Annotated in this window: 11 protein-coding genes; 7 read left to right on the top strand and 4 right to left on the bottom strand. The window is 48.7% G+C overall.

Going from position 1 to position 14,636, the window contains the following annotated elements:
- The first annotated feature begins 233 nt into the window (after nt 1-233).
- The 5 genes from ggpR to psbA all read left to right on the top strand — a co-directional run bounded on the left by ggpR (nt 234) and on the right by psbA (nt 5,600).
- Complete coding sequence (gene ggpR / locus D082_RS19355; protein WP_264868183.1) at nt 234-506, top strand: glucosylglycerol biosynthesis transcriptional repressor GgpR; 273 nt, start codon at nt 234-236, stop codon at nt 504-506.
- Between the two features lie 275 nt (nt 507-781).
- Nucleotides 782-2,281: a glucosylglycerol-phosphate synthase gene (gene ggpS, locus D082_RS03095; RefSeq protein ID WP_028946348.1), complete on the top strand. Its 1,500-nt coding sequence runs from the start codon at nt 782-784 to the stop codon at nt 2,279-2,281.
- Nucleotides 2,282-2,453: 172 nt separating this feature from the next.
- Nucleotides 2,454-4,115 (top strand): glycerol-3-phosphate dehydrogenase, encoded by a 1,662-nt coding sequence (gene glpD / locus D082_RS03090; RefSeq protein WP_028946347.1) that lies wholly within the window; start codon nt 2,454-2,456, stop codon nt 4,113-4,115.
- On the top strand, nt 4,103-4,459 hold the full coding sequence (locus tag D082_RS03085; RefSeq protein ID WP_038530089.1) for a hypothetical protein: 357 nt from the start codon (nt 4,103-4,105) through the stop codon (nt 4,457-4,459). Before glpD ends, D082_RS03085 begins: the two co-directional genes overlap by 13 nt.
- A 58-nt stretch (nt 4,460-4,517) precedes the next feature.
- Complete coding sequence (gene psbA, locus D082_RS03080; RefSeq protein WP_028949231.1) at nt 4,518-5,600, top strand: photosystem II q(b) protein; 1,083 nt, start codon at nt 4,518-4,520, stop codon at nt 5,598-5,600.
- Between the two features lie 88 nt (nt 5,601-5,688).
- Here psbA and D082_RS03075 read toward each other — a convergent pair whose 3' ends face one another.
- Nucleotides 5,689-8,214 carry a DUF5777 family beta-barrel protein gene (locus D082_RS03075; RefSeq protein WP_028949232.1) on the bottom strand — a complete coding sequence of 842 codons (2,526 nt, stop codon included), beginning with the start codon at nt 8,212-8,214 and terminating at the stop codon, nt 5,689-5,691.
- A 156-nt stretch (nt 8,215-8,370) separates the two neighbouring features.
- On the opposite strand from D082_RS03075, the gene der reads away from it, so the two are divergent.
- A complete protein-coding gene (gene der, locus D082_RS03070; protein ID WP_028949233.1) occupies nt 8,371-9,729 on the top strand; it encodes a ribosome biogenesis GTPase Der in 1,359 nt (452 codons plus the stop codon).
- On the opposite strand, the gene D082_RS03065 is transcribed toward der, so the two are convergent.
- From D082_RS03065 to D082_RS03055, 3 genes are all read right to left on the bottom strand, one after another.
- On the bottom strand, nt 9,726-10,838 hold the full coding sequence (locus tag D082_RS03065) for a hypothetical protein (protein WP_038530086.1): 1,113 nt from the start codon (nt 10,836-10,838) through the stop codon (nt 9,726-9,728). The two genes, der and D082_RS03065, sit on opposite strands and share 4 nt — an antisense overlap.
- A 63-nt stretch (nt 10,839-10,901) precedes the next feature.
- Nucleotides 10,902-12,143 carry a bifunctional ornithine acetyltransferase/N-acetylglutamate synthase gene (argJ, locus tag D082_RS03060; protein ID WP_028949235.1) on the bottom strand — a complete coding sequence of 414 codons (1,242 nt, stop codon included), beginning with the start codon at nt 12,141-12,143 and terminating at the stop codon, nt 10,902-10,904.
- Between the two features lie 148 nt (nt 12,144-12,291).
- Complete coding sequence (locus tag D082_RS03055) at nt 12,292-13,104, bottom strand: tetratricopeptide repeat protein (RefSeq protein WP_038530082.1); 813 nt, start codon at nt 13,102-13,104, stop codon at nt 12,292-12,294.
- 264 nt (nt 13,105-13,368) lie between these two features.
- On the opposite strand from D082_RS03055, the gene D082_RS03045 reads away from it, so the two are divergent.
- Entirely contained in the window at nt 13,369-14,547 is a 1,179-nt protein-coding gene (locus D082_RS03045; protein ID WP_028949238.1) for an AGE family epimerase/isomerase, read from the top strand.
- Nucleotides 14,548-14,636 lie beyond the last annotated feature (89 nt).

The raw sequence follows: 14,636 nt of genomic DNA, 5'->3' as shown, positions 1-14,636 counted from the left end.
ATAAGCTCAAAACAAGCCGAATTTGCTAGGGCAGAAGGATCTTCAGCGCCACCATTCCCTATCTATGGGGGTAAAATCACTGGCAATCCCGGGATAGACCCTGGGCAAATTAGTTCAGAATGTTTATTGTTCTCAGCCAGGTGATCATCGGGGATAAAGCTCAATGTTATCAAAACTCCATAACAAAACTATAAAAGTCATCTTGGCTAAATGGGAGTCAAAAAGACAGGAAAATGCGATCAAGCAATAGGAAAAAATTAATTCACCCTGCCCATACCAATAGTTTTAAGGTTAACAAAAAAAATAGAATTTACCGCAATCAATGGAGAATTTCCCAGGTGATGCTCCCAGCCTCAGAAGTAGAAATCTTGCCAGAAAAGCTTTTTCTGTTACTATACTTAACAAGTAACTACTTTTTCTCTGGTTTGGTTACGGCTCACCAAAAGCCAAAGATTGGCAGGTTGCCGTTGCTATTCCCCACGGGACCAGGGGAGAAAGGTGATTAGTGTTACGGCATTTTACTGACTGGTTAAGTAATCTTTAACAAAGATTTATGGGCCGTCACCGTAATTGTCCCCACGGGGGAACGCGATGTCTATGGACTCGCCCAGGACGTAATCAATTTTTCTGTACCGATATTAGCGGTGAAAAGTTTTATTCAACGTACTAAATTGCCCCGGCGGGAATTAACTTGGGTTCCGGGAAGTCGGGTACGTTAGCCGTACTAGACACGCCCAATAGTTACTTTGTTTGATTCTTTCTTTTGGAGACCGCTGATTTTATGAATTCATCCCTTGTGATCCTCTACCACCGTGAGCCCTACGATGAAGTCAGGGAAAATGGCAAAACGGTGTATCGAGAGAAGAAGAGTCCCAATGGGATTTTGCCTACCCTGAAAAGTTTTTTTGCCGATGCGGAACAGAGTACCTGGGTGGCTTGGAAGCAGGTTTCCCCCAAGCAAAGGGAAGATTTCCAGGAAAAAATGTCCATTGACGGCCTAGGCGATCGTTGTACAGTGCGGCGGGTGCCCCTGACGGCGGAGCAGGTGAAAAATTTCTACCACATCACCTCCAAGGAAGCTTTTTGGCCTATCCTCCACTCCTTCCCCTGGCAGTTCACCTACGACTCTTCGGATTGGGAAAATTTCAAACGAATTAATGAAATGTTTGCCGCGGCGGCCTGTGAAGATGCCGATGACGATGCTCTGTTTTGGGTCCATGATTACAATCTCTGGTTAGCGCCCCTCTATATCCGCCAGCTCAAACCCAAAGCCAAAATTGCCTTTTTCCATCACACTCCTTTTCCGAGCGTGGATATTTTCAATATTTTGCCCTGGCGGGAGGCGATCGTTGAAAGTCTATTGGCCTGTGACCTCTGTGGTTTTCATATCCCCCGTTATGTGGAAAATTTTGTGGCAGTGGCCCGCAGTCTCAAGCCGGTGGAAATTACCCGTCGGGTGCCGGTGGATCAAGCTTTCACTCCCTACGGCACTGCCCTGGCGGAACCAGAACTCACCACCCAACTGCGCTATGGCGATCGCCTAATTAACCTTGATGCTTTCCCCGTGGGCACTAATCCGGCCAATATTCGGGCGATCGTGGCGAAGGAAAATGTGCAGGAAAAAATTGCTGAAATTAAACAGGACTTAGGCGGTAAAAGGTTAATTGTCTCCGCTGGTCGGGTGGACTACGTCAAAGGCACGAAAGAAATGCTGATGTGCTACGAGCGTTTACTAGAGCGTCGTCCTGAACTCCAGGGGAAAATTAGCTTGGTGGTGCCGGTGGCAAAAGCAGCGGAAGGTATGCGAATTTACCGCAACGCCCAAAACGAAATTGAACGGTTAGCCGGAAAAATTAATGGTCGCTTTGCCAAACTGTCCTGGACTCCGGTGAAGTTGTTTACCTCTCCCCTGGCCTACGAAGAACTTATTGCCCTATTCTGCGCCGCTGACATTGCTTGGATTACTCCCCTGCGGGACGGCTTAAATCTAGTGGCTAAGGAATATGTAGTGGCCAAAAACGGCGAGGAAGGGGTGTTAATTCTCTCAGAATTTGCCGGTTGTGCGGTGGAACTACCCGATGCGTTGCTCACCAATCCCTACGCTTCTAGCCGCATGGACGAATCTATTGATCAGGCCCTGGCTATGGATCGGGAAGAACAGAAAAAACGTATGGGCAGAATGTATGCCGCCATTAAACGTTATGACGTTCAGCAATGGGCTAACCACCTACTGCGGGAAGCCTACGCCGATGTGGTATTGGGGGAGCCGCCCCAAGCATAAATAAATATCAATCTGAAAAAATTCTCCCCATAGTGGGGAGTTCAAGGGGGCTTTGCAAACCTATTCCTATCCCCCTAAAAAATCACTCAGAGTTAAAGTTTAGGGGACTTTTTCACAGCTATTTTTCCTCAACCCCCAACCTAATTTATTCGCCATTGGAGCATTACCCACCATGCGTAATTTCCCAGAGATCCAAAATACGGCCTATGACCTAATTGTGATTGGGGGAGGCATTAATGGGGTTGGCACGGCCCGGGATGGGGCCCTAAGGGGACTAAAAACCCTGCTGATTGAAAAGGATGATTTTGCGAGTGGCACCAGCAGTTGGTCCACCCGCTTAATCCATGGCGGCCTGCGCTATCTGGAATATTTTGAATTTAATCTGGTGCGGGAATCTCTGCGGGAACGGGAAGTCTTGCTCCACAGCGCCCCTCATTTGGTGCAACCTTTGCAATTAACTATCCCCATTTATGACTGGTCGAGCCGAACCTATTGGGAAATTCAAGCGGGCATGATTCTTTACGACATTCTCAGTTTTGATAAAACTTTGCCTTCCCATCGCATGTTAAGGCCCCAACAGTTTCGGCAATTATTTCGAGCGGCGGAGAAAAAAGGCTTAAAGGGAGGAGCCCAATATTTTGATGGCCAGGTGGAATATGCGGAGCGCCTAGCTTTAGAAGTGGCCCTATCGGCCCAAACGGCTGGGGCGACCATGCTCAATTATGTGGCGGTGAAGGGTTTGGAGAAAGAAGACAATAACTTGATCACAGCCATCCATTGCCAAGATCAACTGACTGGAGAAAAATTTATCGTTAATAGTTCCCAGGCGATCGTCATTAACACCGCTGGGCCCTGGGTGGACCGGGTTTGTGGTCTAGCTCAGCAGGGGGGAAATCCCGTTAGTATCGTTAACGGACGAAAAATTGGTGGCACTAAGGGAAGCCATATTATTGTCGATCCCTTTCCGGGGGCACCAACTTCGGCACTGTATGTGGAAGCTTTTGTCGATAAAAGACCCTACTTTATTATTCCTTGGTTAGGTAAATATTTAATTGGTACTACCGACCATCGGTATGAAGGCTCACTCGATTCGGTCAAAGCTAGTGACGACGAAATTGATTATCTAATTGCGGAAACTAATCGGGTTATGCCGGCGGCCCAGTTAACCAGGGAAGACGTGCGCTTTACCTATTCCGGGGTGCGGCCTCTGCCCTACAGCGACGGTAAAAAAGCGGGCAGTATTACCCGTAACCATATTTTGTACGACCACAGCCCTGATGGGGTTGAGAATCTAATCTCTTTGATTGGCGGTAAGTTAACGACCTATCGTCAGGTGGGCCAGGAAATGGTTGACCGGGTTTGCCAAAAACTGGGGCGCACCGTTCCCCCCTGTAAAACTTTAACTGAACCTTTACCGGGGGCAGAGGCCTATCCCCTTACTTTGGAAACTGCTATGGATAAATACGGCGATCATCTGGAACGCCATTCCATCCAACATTTATTTTGCTTATACGGAGCCAGGGCGGGGGAAGTTTTAGCTTTAGTGCATGAAGCACCGGAGTTAGGGGAATCTATTCTCCCTTCCCTACCGGATATCAAAGCGCAGATCGTTTTTTCAATACGCACAGAAATGGCCCACACCCTGGTGGATATTTGCCGACGACGCACGGCGATCGCCATGGTGACCAATGATTACGGCTTCAGCACTCTAGCCGGTATTTGCCAAACGTTAATGGACCACTGTGGCTGGACCCAGGAGCAATGTAACGAACAAATTCAAGAGTATCATAAATACATGGAACAAAATTGCATCCCCGACTATTGCTTAAACTGACTAAAGTATTGATTTTTTCTGACGATGGCTTTCCCGTCACAGAATACAGTTTTGAAATTGAAGTAGTAAGGGCCTGTCGTCGCCCATGGCAAGGGGAATCTGTTCTCCCAGGGGCAAAACGTCTCTACCAAAAATATCCCCTCCTCAATTGCCGCCTTCTTCGTCAAAAACCGAGCCCTATCCGGGAAAAATTCAACGCCCACCCCAAGGAATTTTTTCTAGTCTTCCCCGACAAAACAACAAAACAACAAAACACAATAAAAGCAGAACTTATGGAAAAGATAAGTACTGCGTATGTTAACTTGCTGTTACAAAGCTTTACAAAGCTCTCATTAACTCTGTAGACTGTTAACAGTCAGTTCTAATCTGAACCTTGACAAATACATAAGGAATCATAACCAAATGACTACGACTCTCCAACAGCGCGAAAGCGCTTCCTTGTGGGAACAGTTTTGTCAGTGGGTCACCTCTACCAACAACCGGATTTATGTCGGTTGGTTCGGTACCTTGATGATCCCCACCCTCTTAACTGCGACCACCTGCTTCATCATCGCCTTCATCGCTGCTCCCCCCGTTGACATCGACGGAATCCGTGAGCCCGTTGCTGGTTCTTTACTCTACGGTAACAACATCATTTCTGGTGCTGTTGTACCTTCTTCCAACGCTATCGGTTTGCACTTCTACCCCATCTGGGAAGCCGCTTCCTTAGATGAGTGGTTGTACAACGGTGGTCCTTACCAGTTGGTAGTATTCCACTTCCTCATCGGCATTTTCTGCTACATGGGTCGTCAGTGGGAACTGTCCTACCGCTTAGGTATGCGTCCTTGGATTTGTGTGGCTTACTCTGCCCCCGTATCCGCTGCTACCGCTGTCTTCTTGATTTACCCCATCGGTCAGGGCTCCTTCTCTGATGGTATGCCCTTGGGTATTTCCGGTACCTTCAACTTCATGATCGTGTTCCAAGCTGAGCACAACATCCTGATGCACCCCTTCCACATGTTAGGTGTGGCTGGTGTATTCGGTGGTAGCTTGTTCTCTGCCATGCATGGTTCCTTGGTGACCTCCTCCTTGGTTCGTGAAACCACTGAAGTTGAATCCCAGAACTACGGTTACAAATTCGGTCAAGAAGAAGAAACCTACAACATCGTTGCTGCCCACGGCTACTTTGGTCGGTTGATCTTCCAATATGCTTCTTTCAACAACAGCCGCTCCTTGCACTTCTTCTTGGGTGCTTGGCCTGTAATCGGCATCTGGTTCACTGCGATGGGCGTAAGCACCATGGCGTTCAACCTGAACGGATTCAACTTCAACCAGTCCATCTTGGATAGCCAAGGTCGTGTAATCGGCACCTGGGCTGATGTGTTGAACCGCGCCAACATCGGTTTTGAAGTAATGCACGAACGCAATGCCCACAACTTCCCCCTTGACTTAGCGTCTGGGGAGCAAGCTCCTGTGGCTTTGACCGCTCCTGCTATCAACGGTTAATTCCTTGATGTAACATCAACTGAATAATCTGCAAATGGCACTCTCCTATCATTGGGGGGTGCTTTTTGCTTGACTATTTACTAGGGTTTTAGTTTTGTCCAAAGCGCCACTGTATGCCAGCCGAAAAGCGCGTGCCAGGCTCGGCAATCAGCTCTCCTAAATCAAGCTGACTGGTGGCATTGGTACCCATTAAATCAAGGGCTAGGTTTTCTAGGGGAAATAGTCTTAAACCTGCTGACCAAACTAGTCTTTCTCCGGTAACAATAGGGGTAATTTCAGCAATGAGTTGTATGGCAGGGGATATCTGATAGTTGGCTCCTAATCCTAATCCCACTGGAGTTTTGCCACCGGTTATGGCCGCCTTAGGGGAAAATAGTAGGGCTAATTGGTTATTGACTTCATACATAAAAGGAAATTCGAGCATAAAATATCCTTGTTCTTCTTCACTGATGTCACGCCCCCCCGTTAAACGGCCACTGATTGAAAGAGGGTCCCCGTCGGCCTGGTTTAAAAATAAAAGTTTGCCCCCCAGGCGCCACTGAGTGGCTGTTCCCTGGGACGAGTCTATGACCGATTGGGTGTCAAAACCTCCGATATAGGAAAGAAGGAGCTCCATCTGAAAGTTTTGCAACACACTGTAGAAAATTCCTCCACCAATACTTCCCCCTGTATCCGCCGTAAAGCGGACACCGAAGTCATCGGTGGGAAAAACGTAGGGAGTTGTTAGAGTAAACCAATCAAACAGCAATCTTTTCTGTCGATCCGTGTAGTCAATATGGTAAATTTCCTTGGCCAAGGGAGCGATTTTGAATTGGGCTCCCAACAAAATTTCGTTAGCGGCGGTGGGTAGAGTTAAAACTCCAGTGGCAGGAGTACCACCAAAAGAGTTAGTCAAACTTAATTCAAAACCCACTGCTTTGCTAAAGGCATAGTTAGCGCCGAAAGACCAAATGGGAGTTTTGGATATTTCCCTAGATGTGTTGATAGAATTCCCCCCAGACAATGGGACTATCGTATTACCAAAGAGGGAAAGTTGGTCGGAAACACGCCAATTTGCCCCCACTCCTACGCTAAAGACAGTGCCATAAAAAGGAATACTATTGAGACTGTCAGAAAAAATATTAACTGCCGGTGTAAAAGTAACTTGAAACTGTTCACTCAAGTTATAAGAAATGGGGACTTGTACAGTTCCCGCAACGGTTCTACTCAAGGTGGGGGAATTGGCATTATTGAATAGCCCAGGACCACTGTAAATTTGGAATTGTTCAATGGAACCTAGGACGCTGATTCCCCAATTTTCATCGCTGTAGATGTTGTATTTTAGGTTAGGTCCAGTTGACTGATATAGCTGTTCGATAAAAGAGCCATTGACAGCATTGTAGGTCGGGTCGTCGTTGTACATGAAAGACCAGCCCACTTGTAGGTCATTGGTTAGCCCCCAGTCCGCATAAATAAAATAGGTTTGATTGCCCGTCCCTGGCCCACCAAAGGTTTGGGTTTGGCCGAACGTACCTAGCACCTCTCCCTGCAAAAGTTGGTTAGCGGTGGGTAGATTCAATAGCCGCAAAGGCTGACGCAATAGGGGAGTGGTAATCTTGGTTTGTTCTTCTGGGGGATTATCTGCAATTTCTGCCGGGATAAATTGGGCGGTGTCAATGACATCGGTTTCCGCGGTTTCAGATTCCGTTGCTTCTGTTTCCTGTGTCTGTTTTATTTCTGCTGTATCTCCACGGCCATTGTTTTCTGCGCTTATTTCCACTGTTTCAATACTAGTTTCTGTGGCAGGGATGGCAGGGTCAAGGGGGCCAGTGATAATGTCAAGTTCGTTAGTTTGATTAACCGAGGAAGACTGTCCCGTAATAACCTGTGGCGGTGACTGGGTTGCCTTTATTTCTAGGTTTTCTTCTACCTGTTCTTCATGGGTTGCGGTTGCTTGAGAAAGCATTAAAACTTCTTCAGCAGATAATTTCCCTTGACTGACTTCCTCTGTAATTACTGCTGTTTCTGCGGTGTTGGCGATCGCCGTGGGGGAGAGGAGTAAACCTTGGCTATGGGCACGGACGGCCCAACCCTGTTCCTGGGCATTGAGGCTGATTTCTACTACTCCCCGGTCCAATTGTTTAATTCTGAGGCGACGTTTCAGTAGGGTGCCATCCGGGCCGGCATTATCTTGATTAATGGGAATGGAATCGGCTAGTTTTACCCCTTCCATCACTAGGGCGAGGCGATTGGTACGAGGGTCTAGGGTAAGTTGGGCGGCAGTTTGTTGACCATTAATATGCAAAATGACATTGTCAACGGTGAGGGTAACAGCTTGGAGAACGGCAAAATTGTCCTCTTCTCCCTCAATAATCAAAGTCGAACGATCGCCAGAACTACGGGAGCGTTGACTGATTAGGGTTTCTGAGGGGATGGTGGCGGTTAAATTATGATGACTTCCATTACTGGTCGAGGGAGAAAATTGCCCGCTGGGGGCTGGTATATCAGCCAAAGCCAACGGAGAACTGATACCATGGTGATCTGTGTCATTGCTCCAGGCACCTAGCACCAACCATGCCCCAAGAAGACCAAGCACCTGAGCCGGTTTTTTGAAAGTCATGCAATTGTCCCCCACTCAAACTCACACCAATAAGAAGACATAATATCCCCATTTATCAAAACAAGCATTAATCTCGATTAAGTCATAAATAAATGTCTTCTTCCAGGGCGATCTCGCCACAGCCCTAGCTTTCTCTTCACCATTGTCAATTTTTCGTCCTCAACATTTTCTATGTCTCTTCCCATCGTTGCCATTATCGGCCGCCCTAATGTGGGTAAATCCACCTTTGTTAACCGTTTAGCGGGCAACCAGCAGGCCATTGTCCACGATCAACCTGGCATCACCAGGGATCGCACCTATCGCCCAGCCTTTTGGCGGGATCGGGATTTTCAGGTGGTGGATACCGGTGGACTAGTGTTTAACGACGATAGTGAGTTTTTACCGGAAATTCGGGAGCAGGCTAACTTAGCCCTCGCGGAGGCAAAAGCAGCCATTTTTGTAGTGGATGGTCAGCAGGGCCCCACCGCCAGCGATGAGGAAATTGCCCAGTGGCTCCGGCAACAGTCGGTGCCCGTTATTCTAGCGGTTAATAAATGTGAATCTCCCGACCAGGGTGCTATTCAGGCGGCGGAATTTTGGCATTTGGGACTGGGGGAACCCTATCCCATGTCGGCTATCCATGGCAGTGGCACAGGGGATTTACTGGATGCCTTGTTGGAGTATCTACCCGCCACCCAGGAAGAAGTGGACGAAGACGAAATTAAAGTGGCGATCGTGGGTCGTCCCAATGTGGGCAAGTCCAGTTTACTTAATGCTTTGACTGGAGAACAGCGGGCCATTGTCAGCCCCATTTCCGGTACCACCAGGGATGCCATTGATATGGTGGTGGAGCGCAACGGGCAGAAATATCGCTTAATTGACACGGCGGGGATTCGGCGCAAAAAGAATGTGGACTATGGTGCCGAATTTTTTGGTATTAACCGAGCTTTCAAAGCTATTCGGCGGGCCGATGTGGTGCTATTTGTGCTGGATGTGTTAGATGGAGTGACAGAACAGGATTTGAAGTTAGCGGGGCGCATTATTGAAGATGGCCGGGCGGTGGTTTTGGTAATCAATAAATGGGATGCGGTGGAAAAAGATTCCTATACCATTTATGACCATCGGGAACAGTTAATGGCTCGGCTTTACTTTATGGATTGGGCGGAGATGATTTTTGTTAGTGCCCAAACCGGGTTGCGGGTGCAAAAAATCCTTGATTGTGTGGATATTGCTGCCCAGGAACACCGCCGTCGAGTCACCACCGCTGTAATCAATGAAGTTCTGGAAGAAGCCGTTGGTTGGCACTCTCCTCCTACCACCCGTCAGGGTAAGCAGGGCAAGATTTATTACGGCACCCAGGTTTCCACCCAGCCACCGGCGATCGCCTTATTTGTCAACGACCCGAACCGCTTTAACGACAATTATCGCCGTTACATAGAAAAACAGTTCCGTAAACAATTGGGTTTTTTCGGTTCCCCCATTCGCCTATTTTGGCGGGGTAAAAAGGTGCGGGAAGTGGAAGGTAACCGTAACCGAGCGACCAAAGTTTAGCTCCCAGTGCCATCTTGATTTTGCCAAGTACTACGCCAGGCTAATTCGGCTTTTGCGACCACCTGTTGCCGCTCCAGTTGACGATATTGTTTCTCTAGTTTATTTAAGTCTTTCAAATAGGTGAGGATTTGCTTGCGAATTAAGCCGAGATTAACATCACTAAATTCCAAATCCTTCAGCCGTAAATTAAGGGCTGTCAAGCGGCTAATTTGCCCTCGTTTGGAGCGGGAAATCAACTCCTCCATCGCTTCGGAGGAAAGTTCTTCGTCCCCATTATCATCGGTTGTCTCTTCCGTTGATTCACTGGATTGTTCTTTGTCACTTTCAGCGGCTGGTCTTTGCGCTTTTTCAATTAAAAGATTGACTACGTGGGGCATTTTTTCCCGATTGGGGGCAAGCCGATCGTCCTGAGACTGTAGGGCCATCTCCAGAATATGGAGGGGCAAATTGGGCGGGATAATTTTGGCAGCGGTGAGTAAACGATTAATTTTCATGGACAGGACCACCAGACTGCGGTGCAGTATTTTTTCCACCTTTAGATGCCAGTTATGCAAATCTTCCGGGGTTTTAATTACAGGAGGAACGTTAGTGTCCGTGGCGGAAAATCCCTGAGGCAGGAGCATTTCTAAAGATAGGCCTTCTTTTTGTAAAGCCTGGCTGAGAAAATCTTTAATCTCTTCTAAATCCGGAATATTATCTTCTTCGGCTGGCCCTTGTTCCGATCCATTTTCCCCACTCTCCAACAGACTCAATTCTTCCGCTTCATCCCCTACACTCTCCGGCTCCGCCAGAATTTGCTCCTGACGGGAGGAGTCGAGGAAAATACCATCTTTTTCTAGGTTTGCCAGCAGTTGATCATAAAAGTTGGCGATCGCCTTCTGGAGTTGGGTCTGAAATTTATGGCGAGGATTGTAGTCTAGCTGGAGAAAAGCATCGGGGTAAATTTGGGTGCAAATTTGATACACCGCGTAGACGGCCTGCTGTTGGAGAATTTCCCCTAGACGCTGGGCATGCTGATGGTAAGTTGCAGCAAAATGATGTCCCAGAATTTCTGTTTGATGTTCGATCTGGGTCAACTGCTCACGAATTTGGGGAATGGAACGGGTCATAGATACTAGTCTGACAACGGGGCGAGGCAATGGAACTAGATCCTACCCTAGGGAGAAAACCGATCAGGTCGTGTAATCCGCATTGATCCGTACATAATCGTAGCTAAGATCACAGCCCCAGGCAGTACCCTGGCCCGAACCAGTGCCCAGATCAACCTTAATTAAGACCGTGTCTTCCTGTAAATAAGCACCGGCCGCCGCCCGTTTAAGATAATTGCTGGCTCCAGGGCGATCAAATTCCAGGGGTTGTCCCTGGTCCATGAGGATGTAGTCCCCCAGCTTAATTTGCAAATTATTTTGGTCAAATTTAACACCAGCCCGGCCCGCTGCCCCCGCAATGCGTCCCCAGTTGGGATCCCGACCAAAGACAGCGGATTTAACCAAGGAAGAACCAGCAATGGTTCTGGCCACAGCCCTAGCGGCTTGGTCATCGGGGGCCCCAGTAACCTGAATTTCCATCAGACAGGTGGCCCCTTCCCCATCCCTGGCGATCGCCTTGGCCAAATGTTGACAAACAGCGGTGAGCATGGCTTCTAACTTTTCGGCGTTGGGGCCCATTTCCGTAATGGCGGCGGTGCGGGATTCCCCATTGGCCAAAGCAAATAGGCTGTCATTGGTGCTGGTGTCCCCATCCACCGTCACTTGGTTAAAGGTTTTTTGGGTGGCCCGGCTCAGCATTTGTTGCCAAAGAGCAGTGGAAACCGCCGCATCACAGGTGACAAAGGCCAGCATGGTGGCCATGTTGGGGTGAATCATGCCGGAACCCTTGGCAATGCCCCCCATTCTCACCGGGCGACCGTCAATTTCCGTTTCTAGGGCGATCGCCTTGGGGACTAGATCGGTGGTCATAATCGCTCTGGCCGCACTATCTCCGCCGGTGGGGGAAAGGGACTGAATCAACGGGGAGATGCCCTGGCGTAACCGCTCCATTTTGATCCGCTGACCAATTACCCCAGTGGAAGCGAGCAGAATACTTTCGGGGGAAATGTTTAACCCTTGGGCTAGCAGTTGGGCTGACTCCACCGCATCGTCCCAGCCCTGTTTGCCGGTACCCGCATTGGCTTGGCCAGAGTTAACCAAAATGGCCCTAGCGCTGGCCCTGGCCTGTAACCGTTGGCGACAATAATCCACACAGGCTGCCCGCACTTGACTGGTGGTAAATACACCGGCGGCGATAGCCTCGGTTTCCGAGTAAATTAGGCTTAAGTCAGGGGAACCGGAAGGTTTTAGACCTGCTGTGATGCCCGCTGCTTTAAACCCTTTGGGGGCGGTGATATTGCCCTCAATTACCTGCCAGTCAGCCATAGGAAAAGCCTGCCATATGCTCGAATTCAGAGGTCAATCATAGCAGTTCTGCTTCGAGTTAATTATCGGCAGTTTAACCCCCGTCAGGAATTGCTGATTTTCCACTAATTTTTTCCGCTCGATCCCACCATGGGATCAATAAAATCCGTCAATAACCCAACAATTGCCGAATTTCCGTTGCCCTTTCCCCCTGTCCCTGGCGATCGAGCAAATTAATGGCATGGATCATATCGTCCAGGGATTCCTCCACTTCCCCCTGCTCTGATCGAATACCAGCCCGGAGAATAAACGCATCCGCATTGTAGGGATTGAGGCGGATGGTGCGGCCTAGGTCAGCTAAAGCTCGTTCATAATTACCCACCATGGCATGGGCCATACCCCGAAAATAATGGGCTTCCTCAGAACGGGGATTGATTTCTATGGCCTGGTCAAAATCGGCAATGGCCTGATTAGTTTGTTCTAACCCCAACTGGGCCTGGCCCCGACAGATAAAAAGATCCGCATCCTGGGGATCAAGCAAAATACCCTGGCCACAATCATCGATCGCCCCTTGGTAGTTATTCATCACCCCATGGACGTTAGCCCGATTGAAATAGATGGCCGGATCGTTGGGGCTGAGGGCAATGGCCTGGTTAAAATCCGCCAATGCTTGGGAATATTGTTCAATCACCATATAGGCCACCCCCCGCAAATTGTAGGCATCGGCATTGCCATTGTCGGTGTCGATCACCTGGGTGAAAATGGCGATCGCCTTGAGGGGAGAACCACTCTCCAGTTCGTCGAAGCCCTCTAGTAATTTTTGTTCTCTGGCGGCGGCAGAATTCTGTTCCTGGGCAATAAATGGCGGAGTTAGGGCCGCTTCAACGGGCAAAATTACCACTGGACCCGGGGCTAACAGGGATAAACCAGCGGTGGCGATCGCCATTAGAGCAAACAAAAAGGGGCGGTTAGGGCAAATCATGGCAGGAATACTGGGCGGAGGAAGGGAAAAATATCTCCTTTATTTAATGATGGTTTAAATGCCGAAATTAATCCCACTTTTTATTGACAACGTAAGGATTTTTAACAAATTTTCACAGTTACCTGCAGCGAAAAAAAACTGTTCTAACTCCCCCAGGTCGAAACCGTATTTTTGCCTACTCATGTTATGTTGTGTTGTTGTCTGAAAAGCAAGCCATTTTTCCCAGGACTCCAACGCTAACATTAATCCCAAAATTTTAAGTCTATGATTGCCCATCGCCGTCAGGAGCTAGCCCAACGATACCAAGAGGCTTTATACGAGGACGTGTTACCCTTTTGGGAAAAATATTCCCTTGATCACCAAGGGGGAGGGTATTTCACCTGTTTAGACCGTAAAGGACAAGTTTTTGACACCGATAAATTCATTTGGTTACAAAACCGTCAGGTGTGGCAGTTTGCTGTTTTTTACAACCGTTTGGAATCAAGACCCCAATGGTTAGAAATTGCCCGCCACGGTGCTGATTTTTTGGCCCGCTACGGCCGGGATAAAGATGGTAATTGGTACTTTGCCTTAGATCAGGCAGGAAAGCCCCTTAAACAACCCTATAATGTCTTTTCTGATTGTTTCGCCGCCATGGCCTTTAGTCAATATGCCCTGGCCAGTGCAGAAGAAGAAGCTAAAACCATTGCTCTACAGGCCTACAATAACGTCCTACGCCGTCAGCATAACCCTAAGGGCCAATACGAAAAATCCTACCCCGGCACCCGACCTCTAAAATCCCTAGCGGTGCCAATGATTTTAGCTAACCTCACCCTGGAAATGGAATGGTTATTACCCCCTGCCACCGTGGAAGAGGTGTTAACCCAAACCGTTAAGGAGGTGATGACGGATTTCCTTGATCCGGAACTGGGGCTAATGCGGGAAGCCGTGACCCCCACGGGGGAGTTTGTTGATAGTTTTGAAGGGCGTTTGCTTAACCCCGGCCATGGCATCGAAGCCATGTGGTTCATGATGGACATTGCCCAACGGAACGGCGATCGCCAGTTGTTAGAGCAAGCCATTGAAGTGGTTTTGAACACTTTGGAATATGCCTGGGATGAAGAATTTGGCGGTATCTTTTATTTTCTTGATCGCCAGGGTCACCCTCCCCAACAATTGGAATGGGACCAAAAACTCTGGTGGGTACACCTAGAAACCCTCGTTGCTCTAGCTAAGGGACATCAAATTACCGGGCGGGAGCAATGCTGGCAATGGTTTGAGCGGGTCCACGACTATGCCTGGAGTCATTTCGCTGATCCGGAGTATGGGGAATGGTTTGGCTACCTCAACCGGCGGGGGGAAGTGTTGCTCAATCTTAAGGGTGGTAAATGGAAAGGCTGTTTCCACGTCCCCAGAGCTCTGTGGCTCTGTGCAGAAAGTTTGGCACTACCAGTCGACGCCTGAACCGATGGGGAGAGATGGTGAATAGCCCCAAATTCCCCTTGAATGTTATTTATCTGATTGCTCAACGGTGGTTCCCGGTGGATTAGCAT

It is taken from the genome of Synechocystis sp. PCC 6714 (assembly GCF_000478825.2).
Taxonomy (GTDB): domain Bacteria; phylum Cyanobacteriota; class Cyanobacteriia; order Cyanobacteriales; family Microcystaceae; genus Synechocystis.
Note: the sequence above shows the minus strand (reverse complement) of the source record. Positions and strands in the feature narration are given on the sequence as shown.

Coding starts and splice junctions, on each gene's coding strand:
- D082_RS03065 (WP_038530086.1), bottom strand. CDS start 10,838: ATGACCCGTTCCATTCCCCAAATTCGTGAGCAGTTGACCCAGATCGAA.
- D082_RS03055 (WP_038530082.1), bottom strand. CDS start 13,104: ATGATTTGCCCTAACCGCCCCTTTTTGTTTGCTCTAATGGCGATCGCC.
- glpD (WP_028946347.1), top strand. CDS start 2,454: ATGCGTAATTTCCCAGAGATCCAAAATACGGCCTATGACCTAATTGTG.
- ggpR (WP_264868183.1), top strand. CDS start 234: ATGCGATCAAGCAATAGGAAAAAATTAATTCACCCTGCCCATACCAAT.
- psbA (WP_028949231.1), top strand. CDS start 4,518: ATGACTACGACTCTCCAACAGCGCGAAAGCGCTTCCTTGTGGGAACAG.
- D082_RS03045 (WP_028949238.1), top strand. CDS start 13,369: ATGATTGCCCATCGCCGTCAGGAGCTAGCCCAACGATACCAAGAGGCT.
- der (WP_028949233.1), top strand. CDS start 8,371: ATGTCTCTTCCCATCGTTGCCATTATCGGCCGCCCTAATGTGGGTAAA.
- argJ (WP_028949235.1), bottom strand. CDS start 12,143: ATGGCTGACTGGCAGGTAATTGAGGGCAATATCACCGCCCCCAAAGGG.
- ggpS (WP_028946348.1), top strand. CDS start 782: ATGAATTCATCCCTTGTGATCCTCTACCACCGTGAGCCCTACGATGAA.